This is a genomic window from Elusimicrobiota bacterium (genome assembly GCA_016218575.1).
Lineage (GTDB): Bacteria > Elusimicrobiota > Elusimicrobia > UBA1565 > UBA9628 > JACRDN01.
The window spans coordinates 66,244-88,263 of record JACRDN010000023.1 but is presented as its reverse complement, the minus strand read 5'-3'; the positions used below and the strand labels follow the sequence as shown (position 1 = coordinate 88,263).

The window sequence follows — 22,020 nt, the reverse complement described above, 5'->3', positions numbered from 1 at the left end:
GATGCAACACATTGAATACGCCAAACATGCTATTCCATCGTCAATTTTTGTAAAATAAAGAAGAAGTTTGGGGAGCTTGGTGAGACCAGGCTGAGAGTCCCGATACCTCGGGAGACCCTAAAAACCTGATCTGGGTAATACCAGCGGAGGGAATATGAATGAAGTTCGCCTTTCCTGCCCAACCCTGCCCTATGGTCGGGTCTCATCAACTCGACAAGACCGTCCTCCGGTTCCTCGGGTATTGACCATCGCTGGCTCGGACTCTGGCGGTGGCGCAGGCATTCAAGCCGACCTGAAGACTTTCGCGGCGCTGAAAGTCTATGGGATGAGCGTCGTCACAGCGATCACCGCACAGAACACGCGCGGGGTGCTGGCGGCCATGGACATGCCCCCGCAACTCATCGTCAAGCAGTTTGAGGCGGTCGCTGATGATCTCGGTGTTGACGCGGTCAAAACAGGGATGCTGTCTAACGCCGCGATCGTCGAGACGGTTTCGGCGATTCTGACCCGCTGTCGATTCCATAATCTGGTCATCGACCCCGTCATGGTGGCCAAGGGCGGATCGGTTTTACTGAAAATCGACGCGCGGGAAGCTTTAATCAAGCGTCTATTGCCGCTGGCAGGGATCGTAACGCCGAATCTGCCGGAGGCGGAGGCTCTCATTGGGCGGCGAATTATCGGCGCAGCCGCGATGCGCGCGGCGGCGCGCAGCATAGTCGCCTTCGGTCCGCGAGCCGTCTTGCTCAAGGGTGGTCATACGCGGGGCGCTCGCTGCAAGGATATTCTGTTCGATCGGGTCAGATTCCTAACATTGGACGGCCCAAGAATCAATTCACGCCATACTCATGGAACCGGCTGCACTTTGTCTGCTGCCTTGGCGGCCTATTTGGCGCTGGGGCTGAATTTGCGCGAGGCGGCGCTGCGCGCGAAAGATTACGTTGCTGGAGCGATCTGCGCCGCTCCGGGACTCGGTTCCGGCTGCGGGCCGATTCTCCATCACTGGAACGCGCCATGAACTCAGGACTTGGTCGACTCCACGTGATTACGGATGAACGATTAATCCTGCGCCGGAATTTCTTAGAGCGCATCCGGCAGGTGGCTGCATCTGGCGTCCAGATTATTCAATTTCGCGAGAAGTCCTCACTGCTGCGCGACCGAGCGGAATTGGGACAAGAGCTTTCCGCGCAAACAAAGCGTCTAGGCATCAAGCTGATCGTCAACGATGACCCGTTGCTGGCGCGCTTGATCAAGGCTGACGGTGTGCATCTCGGAGCGGTGGATCCACCGGTGGAAGCGGCACACGAGCTCCTCGGCCCAAATGCGATCATCGGCGTCTCTTGTTACGGCGACCTCGCGCATGCCATTGAAATGGAGCGCCGCGGAGCAAGCTATGTGTCTTTTGGCGCGTTTTTTCCTTCACCGACAAAACCCGACGAGCCGTTGCTCCCCATGGAGATTCTCGGAAAGGCGCGACGACGCATGACCGTACCGATCGTGGCCATCGGCGGAGTCACCGCGGCCAACGCAGGCGCGCTCATGCGCGCGGGCGCGGACTCCGTAGCGGTGGTTTCAGCTGCTTTTGCGGCCCGCAATGCCGGTCGTGCCGTTGAAACGTTAAACCATAGTCTAGAGTACACTCTATGAAAAAAGAAGAATTGCCGAGCATTGGAAAGATTCCTCCGGAAATATTCGACGCCATTATCTATCCACGGCTAGGAGCGCGCTCGAAACGAATATTGACCGGGCCGCGCCACGGCGTCGACTGTGGGATCGTGGACCTGGGTGGAGGCCAGGTGATGGCGGTAACCTGCGACCCCTTATTCGTCGTTCCTCAGTATGGTTGGGAACGCGCCGCATGGTTTGCATTTCATATCCTGGCCTCGGATATCGCCACCAGCGGCCTCAAGCCGGCCTACTTGGCCGTGGACATGAATCTGCCGCTGACGACAAGCCGCGCGGATCTGGAGGCATTCTGGAGCGTGTTCCACCGAGAGTGCGTGAAATACGGCGTTAGCATCGTGACCGGGCACACGGCGAAATACGCGGGATGCCAGTACCCAATGATCGGTGGAGCGACGATGATGGCCATGGGTCGCCGCGACAGCTATGTAACGACCGAAATGGCGCGTCCCGGAGATATGATCATAATCACGAAAGGAGCCGCCATAGAGGCGGCCGGTCTTTTTGCGGTCACTTTCCCTCGCTTCATCGCGGAACGTTGCGGCACCGACTTCGCGTGCCAGGCGGAAAAATTATTTTGGCAGATGTCGACGGTCGATGATGCATTGGCCGCAGCGGCGATTGGGTTGCGTGACCGCGGCGTCAGTGCCATGCACGACGCAACCGAGTGTGGAGTTTGGGGCGGCCTCTACGAAATAGCACGCGCTTCTGGCGTAGGCCTGCATATTGATCAGGGTGCTGTGCCGGTATCCGATGCGGCAGCCAAGATATGCGAGTTATTTCGCATCGACCCGTACGCTTCGATTAGCGAGGGGACGTTGTTGTTGACCTGCCGGGAGCACCACACCGGCCGCTTAATGAAAGCTTTCAAGCGTCGAGGCATCCCTGCCGCTGTTATCGGAGAAATCCTCCGACCAGAGAGGGGAATTAAAATCTTGAGCGGGAGACGCGAACGAACGCTCACGCATCCGGTTGTCGATCCTTTCTGGCAAGCTTATTCGCGGGCGCTTGACGCGCTCTTGTGACCTTAAAACACGTTTGACGATTGAAACCCTAGTGTAGTGTCCCGGAAATAACTGGACAATGGAAGGCCCAGATTTGAGAACAGTTCTAGGCGCGACGAGGGCGCGGGCCGAGGCCTGTAACCGAGGAGCAACGACGAAATGCTCCAAAGATGGGCCTTCCCTCCGGGACACTACACTAGAATCCCAGGATTTCCTGCCGCCACGCTTCGGGCTGGGCGGGCTCGAAGAGCCGGGCCAAGGCCGCGGACACGGCCTCGGGAGTTGGTCGCCGCGGCTCGCGGAGCATGGACTCGAGCGCTTCCTTGAAATCCGCGTCGCTCGCAGTGGACAGAAGCTCGTCGCTTAAAACGTCCGAGGGATCTATGTCGAGCAAGGAATCCGAGCGGTAGCGCAGAGCGGGAACGCCCAGCGCCAGGGCCTCCAAGCCCGCGGCCGTGCTCGTGTAAACCACTAGGCGCGAGCGCTTGACGGCCTCGGCGAAGGCCTCGCGGGCGATCCGGGCGGGGAAAGGAAGGTCCCTCGCCGCGTGGGGATCGCCGGGGTGGGGCTTGACCGCGGCGGGAGCGGGAAGCCGGCCGTCCGGAAAAGCCCTGGAGATGGCCGAGAGCAGGTGCCTGGCGCGCAGGGGATCCACCGGAAGGACGACTAGAATCTCCTCTCCCTTTTCGCCTGCGGCAAAGACGGGCGCCCTGAATCGCCGGCTGCCGCCGCCGCGCAGTCTGGATTCAGGAACGCCGCCCTGGGCCAGGACTTCCCGGGGATGGGGCCCCGCGGTGAGCAGGGCATCCGGGAAGGGCGCCCACTCCGCCTCCCCCCGACCCAGGAGGAAGGGCAGCTGCCAGGGCGAGACCGTGGTATGCTGGGAGCCGACCACTTTCACGCACCGGCGGCGCGCGGCCAAGGCGAGCAGGCGCTCCTGGGGCTGGCCTTCCCAGGCCAGGACCAAGGCCTTCCAAGGGCGGGAGGAAAGGAGGCGCTCGGCCGCGTCCCAGAAAAATAAATGGGCGCACCGGCCGGAGCGCGAAAAATCGTGCCACCATTCGCGCCGGACAAGGAGTTCTATGGGCAGGCCCGCCAAAACGCGGGGGCCGGGCGGCTCCGGCGGCAGGGCCGCCAGCGCGCGCAAGAAGCCCCCGAGCGAAGCCCAGCGCATGAGAGGCTCGACGCTTCCGCGGACGGCCAGGCGCCTCTCGAAGCCCGTGACATCGGGATCCGTGCAGCGCACCGCGGACGCCCCCGCGGCCGAGAGCTCCTCCTCGAGGCCGGGAAGGTAGGGATCGGTCCAGCGCCCACCCGCCAGACAGCGCTCGACCAGATAGCTGTAAATGAGCACCGCGGGCGGGCCTGCGGGAGGGGGAGGCGCGACGGATCGCTGAGAAGCCGCGGTGCGCAGGGCGGAAAAAGCCATGCGGCAGGCCCAGAACCAGCGCCGGGCTAGTCCAGTCAGCAGCGCCGCTGCGCGGCGCTGCCAGAGCTCTGCCATGGATCTAGATGGGACTCCTATTTCTTGGAAAAGAGCGGCCTCAACTTGGCGCAGAAGCCACGGATCCTCGATAACGACAACGAGGCCCTCCCCCGGCCGCTCGCGCGCGACGCGAGCGGCCACTTCAAGATAGCAGCACAGCTGGAAGAGCTGGGAGGCGCTCCAGGACTTCCAGGCCAAGGTGCCCGCCCACCAGGCGGGGGAGTCCTCTTGGCGGCGCCCCCACTCGGCCACCAGGTCGAGGAAAGGCCCGCGCAAGCGCTCTCCGGCCTCGGACAGGCGCAAGCCCAAGGGCTCGGGAAATCGGCCCCAGGCCCGGGAAAGCCGCTCGCGTCGCGCGACGTCCCAACCGAGATAAATCCAGGTCCCTCCGCCCCTTGGCAGAGGGGCTGAGACTGATTGGAAATGCACCGGGGGCGCGTCCGCCATGGAGCTTTATTATCTATAATTTATTTTCTTGATGCTGCGCTCTATCCCATCTCTGGCCTTTCTCGCCTTGGCGGGAGGGCTTATTTTCGGCCCGCACGCTCCTCAGGCCGGGCTCCACCTCGACGACCACGCCTTCCACGCAACCCTGTCGAAACCGCGCTGGAGCCAGATGCGCCGCGAGTTTCTGGACTACGTGCCGGGGCGCAACCTCTACATCCTCTATTACGCCGCGCTCTACAAAATCCTGGGACCCGACCCCGCGCGCCTGCACCTCTTCGGGCTTTTCCTCGACCTCCTCAACGTGGGCCTGGTCTATGCCCTCCTCGGGCAGATGGGCCTTGCCGAGTCCCAGCGACTGCTCGCCAGCGGGCTTTTCCTGGTCTATCCCAACCACGGAGAGACTCATTTCTGGACCTCGGCCATAGCCATGAACCTCCTATCCACGACTTTCATCCTCCTCTCCTTCTTGGCTGCGGGAATCGCTTCTCTGCGGCCCGCCGCCAGATGGGGATTGGCCCTGGCTTTTTACGCCCTGGCCGCCTTCGACTACGACCAGGCCTTCTTCATGTGGATCCCCCTTCTTTTCTTCCTGCGCCGCCTCGCTCCGGAGCCCCGTCCTTCCCATGAGGCTTTGGCCGGGATCGCGGTCTTCGGCTTGGCAGTGGATGGGATCCATTGCCTCCTGCGTCTCTTGGCGCCCGTCTCGAACGGAGGACGGCCCATGATTCGCTTTGGGAATATGCCGGGAAGCTTCCTCCACTCCTTGCTCGATTCCTTCGTCCCCATGCGCAAACTGCCGGCCTGGGAGGCCCTGCACAGCTGGGCCGGGGGGCCGGGACCCACGGCGGCGCTCCTAGCCGTCTTGAGCGCGGCATGGATTTGGAAGATGGCGCAGCTGCGCGGCTCGGAGGAGGCTCCCGCCGCGCCGTGGACCGTGCTGAGCTTCGGAGCCTGCTGGTTTTTTTGCGCCTATCTCCCCAATTATTTCTGGTACATCAGCGCGCGCCACAACTACTTGCCGAGCCTGGGCCTCGTTCTATGCCTGGCCGCGGGCGCGCAGCGGTGGCTGGCAAGCGCGGGCTTAAGACCGCGGCGCGCGGCCGCGGGCGCGGCCTTTCTCTTCTTCGGACTTTCCGGTGGAACGGCGTTGGCGGAGGGCTACGGCTGGAGCCTATCCGCCCAACTCCAGCAGCGGTTCGCCCAAAAAGCGCTCGAACTTCTAGGCGGCAAGGCCGACAGCCTCTTCCTATTGGGAGCCCCGCTCTCGATCGCCCGGGCACCGGCCTTCAGGCAGCCCCGCGAGCACGTTTACGCTTTCGCGGAGAGCGGCGGTGCCCTTCCCAGGGCTGGAGACATCATGATGGGCCCCACGCGGCGCGGGGCCTTCCACGGCAACCAGGTCGAGCTTTTCGGCAAGGAGTATTTCTCCTGGACCCCTTATCGGGACATGCAAGTCATGCTCTACAATAACGGAGATTTTGCCTGCGCCGGCGGCCTTAAGCTCGAAATCCCGGGAGGCAAAATCGAGACCGTCGCCTTGAATGCTCCCACTTCCTGCCGGGCCGAGGCCCGGCTTTCTCCTAAGGCGTGGCTCATGGACTCGCGCTTTGTTCCCGGGCAAGGAGCCTTGCCGCCGCTTTGGACCGCCGCCAACGGAGCGTCTCTCCTCGCCCTACGGGGAAGGCTCGCCGGAGAATGGCTCGAGCTCGAGATGCTTTGGAAGGCCGAGAAAAAAATCGCCGCCGACTTCGCCACTGTGGTGACTTTGCGCCGGAACGACGGCTCCATTGTTTTCGAGCCCGTCTACGCGGCCGAGCGCCAATACTCCGCGCTCTGGCCCTGCTACGACGACCTCATCCCCCCCGCGAGCTGGCCGGAGGGAGCCGTGGTCCGAGAGACCTTCCGCTTGAAGAGGACCCCGGCCTTGACCGCGGGAGCGCTCGGAGCCGAACTCTCTCTCTTCGAGCGGCGAGATAAAGACCCGTGGGCCAAACTCGGAACCTACTCGGTCTCTTTGGCCTTGGCCAAAGCGCCATGAAACAGGACTTGATCGAGGAAGTCCCCTGCAACCTCTGCGGCAAGGACCAGTCCAAAATCCGCTATCAGTCCCTGGAAGGCTGGCCCGGGGACGGCGGACAATACGCCGCGACCACGGACAGGTTCGGAGCCTACGGCACGATCCGCCAATGCCTCTCCTGCGGTTTGGTCTACACAAGCCCCCGGGTCAAGGCCGGCGCCATCCACCAAGCCTATGAGGAAACCCAGGATCAGGACTATTTCCTGGAGGCCGATTCCCGCAGCATCAACGCGTACCTCGCCCTTTCCATGGTGCGGCGCTTCGCGCCCTCGGGTCGGCTTCTTGAGGTGGGCTGCGCCACGGGCTTCTTCCTGAACGCCGCGCGCCTCACCTACGAGGTTCACGGAGTGGAGCCCTCGCGCTGGGCCCGAGACTACGCCCGCGAAAACCTCAAGCTCGAGATCTCGGAGCGAGACTTGAAGACGGCCCGCTTCCCGGATGGGCACTTCGACGTGGTGGCCGCCATAGACGTCATCGAGCATGTCCCGGACCCGGCCGGGCTCTTGGCCGAGATACGCCGGGTCTTAAAGCCCGGTGGAGTCCTGTATCTCGTCACCCCCGACATAGACAGCCTCTCGGCCCGGCTCCTGCGCGGCAAATGGTGGGGACTGCGGCCCGCCCACATCTATTATTTCTCGCCCAAGACCTTGCAGGAGCTTCTGCGCCGCCAAGGCTACGAGACCGCGCTCTGCCGCTCCTACGGAAGAATATTCACATGGAACTACTGGCTCTCTCGCCTAACGAATTACCCAAAATTTCTCTCCCGGGCCCTGGCGGCCGTTATCAGAACGTTCGGCGTCGAGGACAAATTCCTCTATCTGGACACCCGGGATTCCATGCAAATCATCGCCCGGAGGCCGCGTGGCTGACAAGCCCCTGCGAGCGGCCATTCTCCTGTTCTGCCTGTGCCTGCCCCTGTCCATTGCCGGGGTCAACATCGCGGCCGGGATGTGGACCATCGCCCTGGGCTGGACCGCCCGCCGGCGGGCGCTGGACTGGGGGGATCTACGTCGGCCGGCCCTGCTGGCCCTGGTAGGCTATCTCTTGGCCGGGCTTCTCTCCTCCATTTTCGGCGTGAGCCCCGCCGAGAGCCTGAGGCCGTTCTTGAAGGATCTTCACAAGCCGTGGCTGCTTCTCCTCTGCTTTCTCACGCCGCGGGAATTGCGCCCGAAGGAGGCTCTCCCGGCCTTGGCCATGGGGTTCGCCGCCGCCGCCTTGGTCGGGGCCGGGCAAAGCCTCTTCACACGCGCCGGAGACGGCTCGGTCTGGGTCCGCGCCCATGGCTTCGTCCATCCCGTGACCTATGGAGAGCAGGTCGCCTTGGCCTGGCTGGGGGCCCTATGCTTTTGGCTGCATCCCAACTCGGATGAAAAAGCAGGGACTGAGCGCTTCCTGGCGGGAGGACTTCTCGCCATTTGCAGCGTGGCATTTCTACTCAACCAAACCCGCGGCGCGCTTCTGGGCCTCGTCGCGGGATTCGCCGCGGTCTCAGCGATGTCAAACCGCCTGCGTTGCAGACTCTCTTGGGTCGCGGGAACGGTGGTGCTCGTGAGCGTTCTTTGGGAAATACTGCCCACGGACCGCTCCTTGGTGAGGACGGTTCTCCAGCAGGGCCTAGAGCCCCTGCGCAACCGGCAAATGGACCGGGTCATACTCTGGAAAGTGGGGCTCCAAATATTCAGCGACCATCCCTGGCTCGGGGCCGGACCGGGAAATTACCGCACCCTTTTCCCCGACTATTTCCACGGAATCCTCGCCAACCAGCGCGTTTGGGGCTCGGCGCATAACCTCTTCGTCCATCAAATGGCCGAGCGCGGGCTCCTGGGCCTGGGCGCGCTCCTGGCGTTCTGGGCAGCACTCTGGAGCTCGGCCCTGGATCTCGCCCGGAGGGAGGGCGGAGCCTGGAGCCTGTGGGCCATGGCCGGGATCGCGGCCTTCTTCTTCATGAATTTCACCGAGGTGGCGTTCCAGAACGAACAGGCCTCGGCCCTGGTCCTTTTCCTATGGGCCTGGACGCAAAAGGAAAACCAAGCCCATGCCTAAGCTGAGCATCCTGATCCCTGTCTACAACGAGAAGGGCACGCTTCTCGAGATCTTGCGGCGCGTCAAATCCGCGGCCCTGCCCGCCGGGCTCGAGCGGGAGGTCATCTTGGTGGACGACGGCTCGACCGATGGCTCCCGGGAAATCCTGTCGAGCCTGGCCCCGCCGGAGGCCAAGGCTCTTTTCCATGCGCGAAACCGCGGCAAGGGCGCCGCCGTCCGGACCGCCTTGGAGAGCGCCCAGGGCGACTTCATCCTGATCCAGGACGCGGATCTGGAGTACGATCCCGCCGACTACGGCGCTCTCTTGACCCCGCTCTTGGACGGGCGGGCGGATGTCGTGTACGGATCGCGTTTCCTGGGCGGCCCTCACCGGGTCCTTTTCTTCTGGCACTACTTCGGCAACAAGATTTTCACTTTCATGGCCAACGTGCTCTACAACGTCAACTTGACCGACATGGGCACCTGCTACAAGGCCTTCGCGGGCCGCACGCTCAGGGCCATCCCCCTGAGAAGCGAGCGCTTCGGCATCGAGGCGGAGCTCACGGCCAAGGTCTGCAAGCGCCGCCTCAGGGTGTACGAGGTGCCTATCTCCTACAGCGGCCGGACCTACGCCGAGGGCAAGAAAATCACGTGGAAGGACGGCCTGGCCTATTTCTGGTGCCTGCTCAAATACCGTGTCCTCGATTGACCGCAAATCCCTGCTCGCTCTTTTTCTCCTGGCCCTGGCCTTGAGGGCCGGGTTGGCCGTTCTGACCGAATCCCATCCCATCTTCCCGGCCTTCCATTACACGGACGCCGAAATCATGGACCAAGGGGCCTGGGGCCTAACCCAGGCCTGGGAAAAATCCCTGCCCTATGAAATGCCCGGCTCCACGAGCCAGAGGATCCACCTGGTGTGGCTCGCCTTGATTTACCGGATCGTCGGCCATGTGCCGCTTGCCGCCAAGCTCGTCAACGCCCTTTTCGGGGCTCTCAGCGTCTGGGCCTTCTTCCGCCTCTGTCTTCCCGTTTTCGGCGCCTCCCAAGCCTTTCTCGCGGCCGGGGTCCTGGCCTGCTGGCCCTCGCATGTTTTCTTCACCTCGCAGAACTTCAAGGACGCGCTTATTTTTTTCTCCGCCTACCTGGCCTTGGGAAGCTTTCTGCGCCCCGAGCCCTCGTTCCTGGCCGGCATCCCGGCTTTCGTGGCCATGGGGCTTCTGCGCCCGTACCTGGCCTTCACCGCGAGCCTCGCCGTGGCCTCCGCCTCGGTATCGCGGAAAGCCTTGGCGGCCCTGCTGCTGGCCCCAGCCGCGTTCTTGCTGGCCTTTCAGCTTATTTTTTCCGGGCCCTTGGCGGTCCCGGGCCGGAGCTCGGGCTTGGCAAGCCAGCTACCCCTGGTGCGAAGCCCTCAGGCCCTCTCGGATTTCCGCAAGTTCCGCCAGGACGCGGACAGGGATTGGGCCCGCATCCACAAGAACCGCGAGATCGCGAGCCAAATTTTTTACGGGATCGAGTTCCATGGCTGGCTCGACGTTCTCCTGTTCCTGCCGCGCGGGGTTTTCTACGTCCTCTTCATGCCCCTGCCCTTCCTCTACCCTTTAGGACACAAGCTGGGCCGCGTCCTGGCCAGCGGCGAGAACACTTTCATGTTGGTCCTGTCGGCCCTGGCCTGCCTGGGGATATGGAAAAGCGGGGCCTCGCCGCGCAAGCGCGCCCTGATCGTATTCTTTCTCGCCATGGCCGCGGGCTCGGCCCTGTTCGAGTTCGACCTGGGCAGCGCCACCCGGCACCGCCTGCTCTACCTTCCGATGCTGTTCCCCTTCGCCTTCTGGTGGGCCCGGCCTCGGCGGTCTTTCGACCGCGGCCGGAAAATCAAGGTCCTGCAGACGCTCGAGTGCGGCGGCCCTGGAGGCACGGGGAACCAGGCGGCCGCTCTCTGCAACCATCTTGACGCCAGAACATTCGAGCCCCTGCTTGCCTATGCCTCGCGGGAGAGCGATCCCGAGACCTACCGCGCCCAGGCGGGCGGCGCGAAAAAGGCGTTCCATGTCCCGGAAATGGTCCGAGAGATCTCTCCGGTCAACGACATGAAGGCGCTGATCAAGCTCTACAGGCTCTTCCAAAAGGAAGAGCCCGATATCGTCCACGCCCACTCCTCGAAGGCGGGATTCCTCGCGCGCCTGGCCGCCTGGGCCGCGGGAGTCCCGAAAATCTTCTATTCCCCCCACGGCTACGGCTTCCTCCAGGAGGACCGGTCCTGGGCCGCGAGAAAGCTCTACTGGGTTTTGGAATTCTCCGTCTCCTGGATAGGGGAAATCGTCGCGGTTTCGCCGAGCGAGGCGGCGCTCGCCCGCGGGCTTGCCTGGGGCAAGCCGGTCCACATCGTCTGCGACGCTTGCCTTGGAGAAGCCTTGGAGGCGGAACCCTCGAAAGACGGCGAGACCCGGGTGGGATCCTGCGGGCGCCTGGCCCCGGCCCGCCAGCCGGAGGCCTTCCTCAACCTCTGCCAGAGGCTCACGGATTCCCGCAACCGCATGAAGTGCGTCTGGATCGGCGACGGGGAGCTGGCCCCCAAGTTCAAGGCCGAGCTCCAGAACATGAACCTCCTTTCCCGCGTCGAGGTCACCGGCTGGCTCGAGCCGGCCGCGGCCAGGAAAAGAATGCGGGGCTTGGACGTGTTCGTCCACTACTCCCGCTGGGACGCCTTCCCCAACGCCGTTCTCGAGGCCATGGCCTTGGGAATCCCCGTGGTGGCCTCCGACATTCCCGGCAACCGCGACCTTGTGGTTCATGGGCAGACCGGCTACCTCGCCAAATCCGAGGTCGAACTTCTGGAATACTGCCTCAAGCTGGTGGACAATCCCGGGTTGAGGAAAACCCTGGGCTGGGCCGGGCGCGAAAGAGCCTTGAAGGAATTCAGCCTCAAGGAGACCATTACACGTCTGGAAAAGCTATATTTAATATAGTTGCTGATGACAGTGAACGCTCCCGATAAGGCTTCGCGACCCGCGGCGGCGGCTTATCAAGGCGCCGCCGCCCTTCCCCCCTGGCTCAGGCACGTTCTGCGCACGGGCCTGCATCTCCTGTTCGATGGCGTCGCCATCGCCCTCTCCTACGCCGTGGCCTACGCCCTGCGCTTTCACTCGACCTGGTGGCTCTCGCGATTCCCTCTCACCGGGACCGCGCCCGAGTGGGCCTCCTACGAGAAGATGCTCTACGCCGCGGTTCCGCTTTGGCTCATGATTTTCGGCTACTCCTCCAAGCTCTACTCCGACCCCTGGATGGGCTCTACCGACCGCTTCCTCAAGATTCTGAAGGGCTGCGTCCTGGGAACCGCCCTCACCTTGGCCGCGACCTACATCTATTCGCGGCTCGAGTATTCCCGGATGATGCTGCTCTTGATCCTCCCCATTTCCACCGTGCTCGTCACCGCCAGCCAAGCGGCCGTTTTGTGGGTGGACGAGTGGATGTCCCGCCACGAGGCGGCAAGGCCGGTGCTGATCGTTGGCGGAAAACTGGTCGCCGAGGAGCTGAAGCTGCGCATCCGCTCCCGGCATCCCGAGGCCTCCATAGACGAGGTGAGAGAACTGCCCTCGGCGGGACAGCTAGAGGAGATTCTGGGCCGAAAACCATACTTCGAGCTGATACTTCTCACATCCTCTCTCCCACACGACAGGATACTAGCCGCCGCCGAGGTCTGCGACGCCCGCGGCGTGGCATTCAAGATGGTGCCGGATCTTCTCGAGCTGCGCCTGGGCGAGGTGCAGATGGACCATAGCCTGGGCCTGCCCGCCTACCGCATCCAGCACGGCTCGATGACCCGGATCAATTTCGCGGTGAAAAGGGCCTTCGACCTCGCTTTCAGTACAAGCCTTCTCGCCTTTACGGCAGCGCCCATGGCTTTGGTATGTCTCCTCATCAAGCTCGACTCCAAGGGGCCGGTGCTTTACCGCCAGAGGCGATACGGTCATAAAGGGCGGATCTTCGAGGCTTTCAAGTTCCGCACCATGGTGGACGGGGCCGAGAGACAGATCCAGGCGGTCAAGGGCTTGAACGACCACCCAGGGGCCTTCTTCAAATCCAAGAAAGACCCGCGGGTGACCACTGTCGGCAAGTGGTTGAGGCACTTCTCCTTGGACGAGTTTCCCCAGTTCTTGAACGTCCTGCGCGGCGAGATGAGCGTGGTGGGCCCCAGGCCCTTGGCCCTTACCACCGGAGAACTCGAGAGCCTGCAAAGGGATTTCGGCCCCACGGCCAAGAAGCGAATGAACATTCTCCCCGGCATCACCGGGCTCTGGCAGGTCTCGGGCCGCTCCGACGTTTCCAGCGAGCAGCGCTTCGGCCTCGACCTGTTTTACGTCGAGCACTGGTCCCTCGGCCTGGACCTTGAGATCATACTCAAGACCATCCCCGCCATGCTCTTCGGCAAGGGCGCGTATTAAAAGGATGCCAGGTGCGCGCTTCCCGTCCATTTTGAACTTATTGTTGATCCTCTCATCAGCATTCATTGCCCCCGCAACAGGAAACCCTGGAAACACCCAGTTCAATGACATCGGCATGCCTCGAACCAGCGTCAAACCGACGGTGGAACCGGCGCTTTTGCTCAAGCGTTTCCTGGAAAAAGCCGGCCAGCTCGGGCACCGCTTGCCACTGGATCCCACTGTCTGCGAATGGACCCGCCCCTCCATAATCTCTTGGCGCCAGGAGAGGGGTTGCGTGGCCGTCTCAACCTGGAATAAGCTCCCCGTATCAACAAAAAAACTGCTGACAAAGTGGGCCAAAGACGGCAAGACTTCGGGCCAAGAATTCTTCTCGATGCTTTTCCGGTGGCTTTTTGTCCCGCATGAGCTGGCGCACGCCTTTCAGACGGCTTCGCGAGTTGACCCGGGCCACGCGGCTTCCGAGCGGCAAGCCAATGATGCGGCTGTAGCGTTCTTAATGACAGAACCGGAAGGGCCCGGGCGGCTCACCGAGCTTGAATCCCTGCTGCAAACCGCCTCCAAGCAATGGCCCCCAATCCCCGCCGACCCTCAAGAGGCGGATTCTTATTTCAACAAAAATTACGACGAACTAACCAAGGATCCAGCCCGGTATGGGGCTTACCAACTGCGGTATCTCCTCGACAGCTTGGCCAGGCGAAACAGCTTGCGCTTCGAGGAAGCGCTTCTCACCGTGTCTTCATCGCAACCACGTCAAGCCCCTGCGCTCGATAAGTATTAAGCGTGTTTCGGCTGGTAAATCGTCGCGACGGCGACTCCCATGATGAGACACTCAACGAATCCGCCGACCACCCAAGCGGTTGCCAAGCCGCAGGATACCGGGTAAACCATGTATTCGACCAGCGGAAAAGACGCTGTCATTAGACCCATCCACAGCCCGTAGCGCAAACCCTGGCCGACGGCAGGTTTTTCATGCTCATGGCCATTGGTATATATCTTGGTAAAGAACAGGGCGAACAACACGCTCGCCAAGAACACGGCCGGTTTTCGGCTGGCCATCGCCTCCGGAGGGTTCCACAAAGTCATGTACCGAGCCTGCTGATAGGCCCCTTTAAGCAGAACACCATGGACAATAAATTCAAGGAAATTCCTCAATACCAGCGCAGAAACGGCGGCCATGCCGAACTTCTTGCAATCGAGTGAGCAGCTCATAGGCACCTCCATCGGAATTTAAGATTATTGGAATTCTAGCACATGAAGCCCCCTGTTCCACGAGCGATTCCACTCACGATAAACTAACCAGAAATAGGCTAGAATCTGGTCGGTTCAGATGATGAAAACCGTTGCGCCCGAGGCGGCGGCGCGCCTGTTCCTGCGCCGCCAGCACCTCGACCTCCCGCTTAAGCGGCCTCTCACTGAGGAATCTCTCTCGAGATTCGTCGAGGACGCGGGCGGGCTGCAGCTTGACTCGATCAACGTCCTAGAGCGGGCCCATTACCTGACGCTCTGGAGCCGCTTCGGCGCCTACGATAAAGACGCTCTCGACAGGATGATCTATGAAAAGCGCGTCCTGATCGAGTATTGGGCCCACGCCGCCTGCCTTGTGGCGGCCTCCGACCTTCCCGGCTGGGCGCGCGCCATGGCCGACTACAAAAGGCGGCACACCGGCTGGTCGGATTGGCTCAAGGCTCACCCCAGAGTCCTGCGGCGGGTCGAGGATGAAATCCGGCGCCGCGGCCCGCTTTCCTCGTCGGCTTTCGCCCGCCCGGTTTCCCAGGACAGGACAAAAGGGTGGTGGGACTGGAAGCCGGCCCACCATGCCCTGCATTACCTCTGGATGAGCGGGCGCCTGGCCGTTCACTCCCGCCGCCACTTCCAGAAAAGCTACGACTTGGCCGGCCGCGTGCTGGCCCCGGTCGAGCCCATGAAGCGAGGCGCCTTCTCCCGCTGGCACCTGCGCAAGACCTTGCGCGCCCTGGGGGTCGCGGCCGAGCCAGATCTTTCCCGCTATCTGACCTTCCCCCGCTTTGAATCCGCCGAGCGACGCCGCGCTCTGGGAGCCCTGCTCAAGGAAGGCGAGGTGGTGGAAATCGCCGTTGAAAACCGCCCCGGGCGCTGGTACGTCCTGGCGGAAGACCTGCCCGCCCTGGACGCCCAAGACCCGATTCAAGGGACCACGCTTCTCTCCCCCTTCGATTCTTTGCTCTGGCATCGCGCCCGGGCCAAGAGTCTGTTCGGCTTTGACTACAAAATCGAGGTTTACACGCCGGCCGCCCGGCGCGTCCACGGCTATTACACCATGCCCATTCTCCACGAAGGCAGGCTTATCGGGCGCCTCGACCCCAAGAATCACCGCGCCGAGAGGCGCCTTGAAGTCCGCGCCGTTCATTTCGACTCTAAGCCGAGCGCCAGCGCCGTCGCCGGCACTATGGAGGCCTTGCGCTCCTTGGCCTCTTTTCTAGGAGCTGAGAAAGTAGTAGGGTGCCAGTCATTTACATCCTTAACTTACTTAACTTCCGCTGAGATCGCCCCTAAAGCTCTTGAGACGGCCGGCAAGGATATACGCAAATAGAGGGCGATTTCCGTGACGGTATAACCTGAATCGAAGGCCGCGGCCGCGAAGCGACGCCGGGCTTGGCATACCGCCGAAACCTTTCCCGGACTGCGCAGTTGAGCAAGGGATATCCCGGACGATTTGGCCGAGATCACTGCAAGCTCCTCAAGAGTGGCACGGCAAGAATCAATATTGAAATATTCACCCACCGCTTGAAGCGGCTCGGCCGGCGCAGGAAGAATTGACCGAACAATGGTAGAAGCGCTCTCCAGCCCTTCGGTCATGTAGCTGCGGTATTCCCAGCGCGCGACCTGAACATCTTCGTGGAACATGGAAAGAAGCAAATCTTGATCTACGAGGCCTCGGCCGCGCTGACCTAGATACTCATGATGACTGGAATAAGGCCACCCAGCGGGATCTTCGGCCATACCGGCTCTTACCGGATTGAAATGGATGTAGCGGACCAGATGCTTGAAGTACGCGTCTTTTGGACAAAGAGATGTTTTGAAACGGTCTTGAAACACGTGCCCCACCCGGTCCAGCCTCGCGTTGAGGTATTTGGCGTAACGCCCCAATAGCAATCCCATGATATTGGAAATACTGGCCGCCAGAGGCTCGATCAACAGATGAAGATGATTAGACATCAGACAGTAGGCATACAGCTTGAAGGGGCGACTCCTCTTCAGGTCGGCCAAGATATCAAGGAACCGCTCCCAATCCCGCGGCTGAAAGAATATCGTCTCACGCGCATTGCCCCTGGCCATGGCGTGAAATACAGCTCCCGGGAAATCTAGACGCGGAGGTCGACCCATATCTCTTATACGAGCGGACCCCCGAAAAAGTTCCCGACTGGGAATTTGAAGATTTTAAATCTAGAATAAAATCATGAAATTTCCTTTATTAATTCTGCTCGCGGCAACGGCCGGCCTTGCCTTTGGACTCTTGGACTTCATATTTTCCTGGAACCCGATCGCGGCGGCGCCGTACTGGACCCATCATACCGAGCCGGCGTTCAGGAATCCGCCGGCCTTGGGACTTGGATTCTTCGCCGAAGCGATCAACGGCTGGGTCGCGGCTTTCGCCTTTATTCTAGTAGAGCCAGCACTCCAGGGCGGCTGGCCGCGCCGAGGCGCTCAATTCGGGCTGATTCTTTGGGGTTTCTGGGTCCTCTCGGGAACATTGTCAGTAGCGGTCTGGCTCGACATCCCAACAAGCCTGGCGGTCGCCAACATCATATTCGGATTGCCGAAATCCATGGCCATCGGCATCTGCATTTCCGGCGCTTGGCGGAAGTTAAGTAAGTTAAGAATGTAAATGACTGGCACCCGGATCGTTTTTGTCAGCACGTCCACGACGGTGGGGGGGGCGGAGAAGACGCTGTACACTTTGGCGACTTTGCTCGACCCAAGGAAGTTCACGGTGGCGGGGGTGGTGAGCCTGAAGTCGCCGGGGGCCTACGCCCAGAGGCTCTCGGCCCAGGGGGTGGACGTGCGCTCGCTCGACACGGGAAAGACCCCAAGCCCGGCCCACGCTCAGGAGCTTGCCAATATCCTCGACGAGCTCAAGCCCGACATCGTGCACGCCTTCATGTACCAAGCCATCCAGCTCTGCCGCATAGCCAAGAAACGCGCGGCCCGCCGCTTCAAGCTCGTAAGCTCCCCCCGAGTCAACTACCGCAGCCGCACGGCCTGGAGCCTGCTCGTGGACCTATGGCTCAAGAGAGCCGACGACCTCCTCATCTCGGAGTGCGAGGCCAGCCGCGAGTATTTGCTCCGCAGGCTGTGGTACAACCCCGCGCGCGTCAAGACCATTTACAATGGGGTGGATATCGCCCAATGGCCGGTCTCCAAGCTCGAGCGCCAGCAGAAGAGACTGGAGCTCCGCCTGGGGGCCCAGGACATACTGATCGGCTCGATCGGCCGCCTGGACGCCCAGAAGGGCCATGAATACCTGATCGAGGCCCTGGCCCTGCTTAAGACTCGCTACCCCGTCCGCTGCGCCATCCTGGGAGAGGGACCGCAACGACCGGTCCTTGAGAAGCTGATCCGCAAACTCAACCTCGAGCGGCATGTCTGGCTCTTGGGCGAGCGCCCGGACGTGGTCCACTGGCTGTCGAGCTTCGATCTTTTCGCTTTGCCCTCGCTGTGGGAGGGCCTGCCCAACGCTCTCTTGGAAGCCATGGCCCTGGGCCTGCCCGTGGTGGCAAGCTCCGTGGACGGGATCCCGGAGGCGCTCCGAGACGGCCAAAGCGGCCTCCTGGTCCCGCCCAAGGACGCCGCGGCTCTGGCCCGGAAAATGGCCCAGCTCTTGGACGACCCGGGGCTGAAATCTCGCCTTGGCGAAGGAGCCAAGGCCGCGATCACCGAAAGATTCAAGCTCATAGACATGATCGCCAATTACGAGTCCGCGTACGCGCATTTGATATAATCGCTTCTTCATGCGCAATGCCTCGCGCTGGAAAATCTCCCTTTTAGCCTTGGCCGCGGCCCTGGTCCTGGCCTATCAAGCCGCCCTGGTGGCGCGCTGGGTCCAGGTGGACGCGCACCCGCCGAGCTGGGACCCGTCCGTGCATTTGTCCACGGCACTCGACTACCGCGAGGCTTGGGAAGGCCGTCGCTGGCTCGACATGCTCCTCACAAAGCCCAAGCCGGGCCACCCTCCATACCCTCCCCTCTATCATTACACGCTCATCCCATTGCTGGGCTTGCCTCATCCGCACATCGCGGTGGCCTGGCTCAACCTCGTCTACTGGGCCATTCTCGTGCTCGCCGCGGCGTGGATCGCCTGGCAATTGGCCCGGCCCCCCGCCTCCCCATTTTGGGCCTCGTTGATGACGTTGGTATTTCTAGGGCTTTCGCCAGGGCTCATCTATAAATACAGGGAAGCCTTCGTGGATCTTGCCCTGGCGGCCTGGGTGACACTCGCCTACGCCCTGCTCGTCCATTCCCGGGGCTACGAGAGACGACTCTCCTCATTGGGAATCGGCATTTGCGCGGGACTCGCCCTGAACTCCAAATGGAGCGCGCTGCTCTATCTTTGGCCCTGCCTCCTGCCTGGGCTGGCGGCCCAGGCGCGGGCGCGCAGGAACCTGGCCCTAGCCTTGGGCGCTGCCGCGCTCTTGTGCCTGCCTTGGTACCTCGTCAACGGCGTCCAGATGCTTCCCCGCATCTGGGTCTCGCTCACCTTGGGCCACCAACAAGGAGATCCCTTGACCTGGACCTGGGAAAATTGGAAATTCTACGTCTCATTTCTGGCTCTCTGCTTTTCGTGGCCTCTCGTATGGGCGCTTCTCGCGGGAAGCGCCCGGGCTTTGTTCCGCTTCGGCTCATGGAAAACTCTTGAAGGGCGGAATTTCGTCCTAATCGCGCTGTGGTTGTTCGGCTCCTACCTTCTTTCCACGTTGACTCCCAGCAAGAACTGGCGCTATTTTCTTCCCGCTGCCGGGGCCCTGCCGGCCCTCGGTGCCGCGGGCCTGCCGGCCCCGGCCTTGGCTGGCGCCCTTTATCTGGCGCGCCACCACGGACGGGAACTGCGCCGCCCCGAGCCCGGCGATTGGTACAACGCCGACATCTTGCGGGCCGTGGAGAAGCGCCGCGATCCCGCGCGGGCCTTGAGCTCCCTGTGCCTCCTCGCCAACCACCGATTCCTTAATTCCACCTCCCTCGGCTGGCAGGCCCGCAATATGGCGCTTCCCCACATCAGCCTCGGCTGCCAGCAAAACGAAATTCCGGAGTGGGCCGACTTCGTCCTGGTGAAATCGATAGAGCCGGGAGCCTTCCTCGCCGACAACACCTTGCGCATCCTCTCCGAGGCTCTTTCCGGAAAAGGGCTTTTCTCCCAGGTCTTCCGCGAGGCCCAGCGCTGGCCGCTTCCCGACGGCTCCGAGGCGATTCTTTTCGAGCAGAAACCCGGCCTCCGCTTGATCGGCAGCGCCCGGCATTTCAAGGAGTTGCGCGTCAAAAACGCTCGCCTCGACAGCGTGGACATTCGGCCCCTGGGCCGGGGGCGCTACGAGCTCAAGATCGGCGCTTTGACCTTGGCCAATCTCTCGGCTCCGGTGCGGGGCATCGCCGCCACCCTCGAGGGCGCGCGCCTTCTCGAGCGAGAGGGAAAGGTCCACGTGCTGGGGCTCGACCGCCTGACCCTGGCGTCGGCCGAGATCTCTTGGGAAGAGCTTTCGCGCGCCCTCTCGGCGCGGGCGCGCCTGCCGATCTCTGTTTCCGGAAAAGACTCCAGGATACGAATAGAGGCTCACCTGGGACCCCTGCCCCTGGGAATGGGTCTCTCGTTATCGCAAACGGAACACGACCTCAAGATAGAAGCCCAGGATATACATTTAGCCGGACTCCCTTTGTGGGGAGTCCGGCTGTCAGGACGCCAAAACCTCGAGGCCAAGGCGCCTTACCAACCTTACTCTTTGGCGCTAAGCCCCCTGCGAATCCTAGGACAAGGACTGAAAATAGGCCATGGCTCCCTCTCCCACTGAAAAACAGCGCATAGAGACCGAGTTCCACGACCGCTGGGCCAAGAGCATGGACTTGGACTCGCTTCTCGTGCGCGAGGCCTTCGAGGCTTCGACCGCCATGGAGAACCGCTGGGCCTATGAGAAGCTTTCTCCGGTCGCGGGAAAGTCCCTTCTGGACCTGGGCTGCGGAGCCGGGGAGACCTCCGTTTATCTCGCCCTGCAAGGAGCCGAGGTCACGGCCGTGGACATCTCTCCCGAGATGGTGGCCATGGCCCAGAAGCTTGCGGCCCGGCACGGAGTCCGCTTGAAGTCCCTGGCCTGCGTAGCCGAGGCTCTGCCCTTCGCCGATGGGAGCTTCGATCTCGTCTTCGGAAACGGGGTGCTCCACCACGTCGAGCTCGTCCCCGCCCTCAAGGAAATCCGCCGGGTCTTGAAGCCCGGAGGCAAGGCCGCCTTCATCGAGCCCCTCAAGCACAACCCGGTCATAGAGATTTACCGGCGCCTGGCCTCGGACAACCGGACCCCCACGGAATTTCCCCTGGGCTTCGGGGATCTCGAGCGCATCCGAGAGGTCTTCCCCAAGCTCCACCACAAGGAATTCTGGCTGGCCACCCTCTACCTCTTCGTCCACTTCTACGTGGTCGAGAGGGCCTCTCCCTCCAAGGTGCGCTACTGGAAGAAAGTCATCGAGGAGGCCGCCCGCTACGACTGGATGTTCCAGCCCTTGAGGCGCTTGGACGAGAAGCTCCTGCGCTTCCTGCCCTTTTTGGGGCGCTACTGCTGGAACACGGTCCTGGTCGCGGAAAAGGAGGCGGCGTGACGGCCGAGAAGCCGGTCTTGAGCGTGGTGGCCCCGGTGCACAACGAGGAGGGCAGCCTTCCCGAATTCCACGCTCGACTCATGCGCGCCCTGGGCAAGCTCGGCGTTCCATTCGAGGTCCTCTACGTGGACGACGGCTCGCGGGACCGATCGCCCGAGCTCTTGAGGAGGTTCCACGAGGAGAACCCCGCGGTCAAGGTCCTCCACTTCTCGCGCAACTTCGGGCACCAGGTCGCCATCACGGCCGGGATGGACCACGCCTTGGGTGCTGCTTGCGTGGTCATGGATAGCGACGGCCAGGACCCGCCGGAAGTCATCGAGGACCTCGTGGCGCAATGGAAAAAGGGCTCGGAGGTGGTCTACGCCGTCCGCATCAGGCGCGAGGAGGAAACCTTGTTCAAGCGCGCCACCGCCGCCCTCTTCTACCGAATCCTCAAGAGAATCACCCGCGTGGACATGCCAGTGGACGCGGGCGACTTCAGGCTTATCGACCGCCAGGTCCTCGCGGTGCTGGGCCGGATGAGGGAAAGCCACCGCTTCATGCGCGGGCTCGCCTCCTGGGTGGGATTTCGCCAGGCCAAGGTGGAGTACGTGCGCCAGGCTCGGCTCGCCGGCAAGAGCCACTACCCCCTCTGGAAAATGGCGCGCTTCGCCGTCGACGCCATCACCTCCTTCTCGCACGAGCCCCTGCACTGGGTGACCGCCTGCGGGGCCGGGTCGTTTTTCGCCTCCATGCTCATCGGATTTTGGGTGCTTTACGTCCGCCTGTTCAACCCGCGGGCCGTCCCCGGCTGGACCTCCCTCATGGTCCTGGTCCTGTTCCTGGGCGGGATCCAGCTCATTTCCCTCGGCGTCATCGGCGAGTACCTGGGACGGGTCTTCGATGAGGTCAAGCGCCGCCCCCTCTACATCGTCCGAAAATCCCTCGGGTACCCCCCGAAAGAGCCATAATTTCGTAACAAATCACTACTATATTCACCATATTGCGCGCGTACGCGCGCGTACGGAAAATTGTAAACGGCGCCTC

19 protein-coding genes and 1 riboswitch are annotated in these 22,020 nt (G+C 62.2%); of the genes, 16 read left to right on the top strand and 3 right to left on the bottom strand.

Going from position 1 to position 22,020, the window contains the following annotated elements; translation table 11 throughout:
- Positions 1 to 58: 58 nt before the first annotated feature.
- Positions 59 to 169: riboswitch (TPP riboswitch) on the top strand.
- From thiD to HY921_12930, 3 genes are all read left to right on the top strand, one after another.
- Entirely contained in the window at positions 155 to 1,015 is an 861-nt protein-coding gene (gene thiD, locus HY921_12940; GenBank protein ID MBI5631777.1) for a bifunctional hydroxymethylpyrimidine kinase/phosphomethylpyrimidine kinase, read from the top strand. It overlaps the preceding riboswitch by 15 nt.
- On the top strand, positions 1,012 to 1,644 hold the full coding sequence (locus tag HY921_12935) for a thiamine phosphate synthase (GenBank protein ID MBI5631776.1): 633 nt from the start codon (positions 1,012 to 1,014) through the stop codon (positions 1,642 to 1,644). Before thiD ends, HY921_12935 begins: the two co-directional genes overlap by 4 nt.
- Positions 1,641 to 2,705 carry an AIR synthase gene (locus HY921_12930; protein MBI5631775.1) on the top strand — a complete coding sequence of 355 codons (1,065 nt, stop codon included), beginning with the start codon at positions 1,641 to 1,643 and terminating at the stop codon, positions 2,703 to 2,705. Before HY921_12935 ends, HY921_12930 begins: the two co-directional genes overlap by 4 nt.
- A 175-nt stretch (positions 2,706 to 2,880) precedes the next feature.
- Here the strand turns inward: HY921_12930 and HY921_12925 are convergent, their stop codons facing one another.
- Positions 2,881 to 4,617, bottom strand: coding sequence for a hypothetical protein (locus HY921_12925; GenBank protein ID MBI5631774.1), 1,737 nt, complete (start codon positions 4,615 to 4,617; stop codon positions 2,881 to 2,883).
- 31 nt (positions 4,618 to 4,648) lie between these two features.
- Here HY921_12925 and HY921_12920 point away from each other — a divergent pair, with 31 nt between their 5' ends.
- Genes HY921_12920 through HY921_12890 form a run of 7 tightly spaced genes read left to right on the top strand, consistent with a single transcriptional unit; the run spans position 4,649 to position 13,936 of the window.
- Complete coding sequence (locus HY921_12920) at positions 4,649 to 6,655, top strand: hypothetical protein (GenBank protein MBI5631773.1); 2,007 nt, start codon at positions 4,649 to 4,651, stop codon at positions 6,653 to 6,655.
- Positions 6,652 to 7,563: a class I SAM-dependent methyltransferase gene (locus tag HY921_12915; protein MBI5631772.1), complete on the top strand. Its 912-nt coding sequence runs from the start codon at positions 6,652 to 6,654 to the stop codon at positions 7,561 to 7,563. The genes HY921_12920 and HY921_12915 overlap by 4 nt, the downstream gene beginning before the upstream one ends.
- Positions 7,556 to 8,737: an O-antigen ligase family protein gene (locus tag HY921_12910; protein ID MBI5631771.1), complete on the top strand. Its 1,182-nt coding sequence runs from the start codon at positions 7,556 to 7,558 to the stop codon at positions 8,735 to 8,737. Before HY921_12915 ends, HY921_12910 begins: the two co-directional genes overlap by 8 nt.
- A complete protein-coding gene (locus HY921_12905; GenBank protein MBI5631770.1) occupies positions 8,730 to 9,425 on the top strand; it encodes a glycosyltransferase family 2 protein in 696 nt (231 codons plus the stop codon). Before HY921_12910 ends, HY921_12905 begins: the two co-directional genes overlap by 8 nt.
- The gene (locus HY921_12900) at positions 9,412 to 11,682 is read left to right on the top strand and encodes a glycosyltransferase (GenBank protein MBI5631769.1); all 2,271 of its coding nucleotides are present in this window, start codon (positions 9,412 to 9,414) and stop codon (positions 11,680 to 11,682) included. Before HY921_12905 ends, HY921_12900 begins: the two co-directional genes overlap by 14 nt.
- A gap of 6 nt (positions 11,683 to 11,688) precedes the next feature.
- Positions 11,689 to 13,158: a sugar transferase gene (locus HY921_12895; GenBank protein ID MBI5631768.1), complete on the top strand. Its 1,470-nt coding sequence runs from the start codon at positions 11,689 to 11,691 to the stop codon at positions 13,156 to 13,158.
- A gap of 4 nt (positions 13,159 to 13,162) precedes the next feature.
- Positions 13,163 to 13,936 (top strand): hypothetical protein, encoded by a 774-nt coding sequence (locus HY921_12890; GenBank protein MBI5631767.1) that lies wholly within the window; start codon positions 13,163 to 13,165, stop codon positions 13,934 to 13,936.
- On the opposite strand, the gene HY921_12885 is transcribed toward HY921_12890, so the two are convergent.
- Positions 13,933 to 14,367 carry a hypothetical protein gene (locus HY921_12885; protein ID MBI5631766.1) on the bottom strand — a complete coding sequence of 145 codons (435 nt, stop codon included), beginning with the start codon at positions 14,365 to 14,367 and terminating at the stop codon, positions 13,933 to 13,935. The two genes, HY921_12890 and HY921_12885, sit on opposite strands and share 4 nt — an antisense overlap.
- Positions 14,368 to 14,485: 118 nt before the next feature.
- Between HY921_12885 and HY921_12880 the strand changes: the two genes are divergently transcribed.
- The gene (locus HY921_12880) at positions 14,486 to 15,727 is read left to right on the top strand and encodes a YcaQ family DNA glycosylase (GenBank protein ID MBI5631765.1); all 1,242 of its coding nucleotides are present in this window, start codon (positions 14,486 to 14,488) and stop codon (positions 15,725 to 15,727) included.
- On the opposite strand, the gene HY921_12875 is transcribed toward HY921_12880, so the two are convergent.
- Positions 15,661 to 16,473: a transposase gene (locus HY921_12875; protein MBI5631764.1), complete on the bottom strand. Its 813-nt coding sequence runs from the start codon at positions 16,471 to 16,473 to the stop codon at positions 15,661 to 15,663. The genes HY921_12880 and HY921_12875 overlap by 67 nt on opposite strands.
- 121 nt (positions 16,474 to 16,594) lie before the next feature.
- Here HY921_12875 and HY921_12870 point away from each other — a divergent pair, with 121 nt between their 5' ends.
- The 5 genes from HY921_12870 to HY921_12850 are packed head-to-tail and all read left to right on the top strand — an operon-like array spanning position 16,595 to position 21,944.
- On the top strand, positions 16,595 to 17,023 hold the full coding sequence (locus tag HY921_12870) for a hypothetical protein (GenBank protein MBI5631763.1): 429 nt from the start codon (positions 16,595 to 16,597) through the stop codon (positions 17,021 to 17,023).
- Positions 17,024 to 18,136: a glycosyltransferase gene (locus tag HY921_12865; GenBank protein MBI5631762.1), complete on the top strand. Its 1,113-nt coding sequence runs from the start codon at positions 17,024 to 17,026 to the stop codon at positions 18,134 to 18,136.
- A gap of 10 nt (positions 18,137 to 18,146) precedes the next feature.
- The gene (locus tag HY921_12860) at positions 18,147 to 20,195 is read left to right on the top strand and encodes a hypothetical protein (GenBank protein MBI5631761.1); all 2,049 of its coding nucleotides are present in this window, start codon (positions 18,147 to 18,149) and stop codon (positions 20,193 to 20,195) included.
- Complete coding sequence (locus HY921_12855) at positions 20,176 to 20,994, top strand: methyltransferase domain-containing protein (protein ID MBI5631760.1); 819 nt, start codon at positions 20,176 to 20,178, stop codon at positions 20,992 to 20,994. Before HY921_12860 ends, HY921_12855 begins: the two co-directional genes overlap by 20 nt.
- On the top strand, positions 20,991 to 21,944 hold the full coding sequence (locus tag HY921_12850; GenBank protein ID MBI5631759.1) for a glycosyltransferase family 2 protein: 954 nt from the start codon (positions 20,991 to 20,993) through the stop codon (positions 21,942 to 21,944). The genes HY921_12855 and HY921_12850 overlap by 4 nt, the downstream gene beginning before the upstream one ends.
- The last annotated feature ends 76 nt before the right edge of the window (positions 21,945 to 22,020 follow it).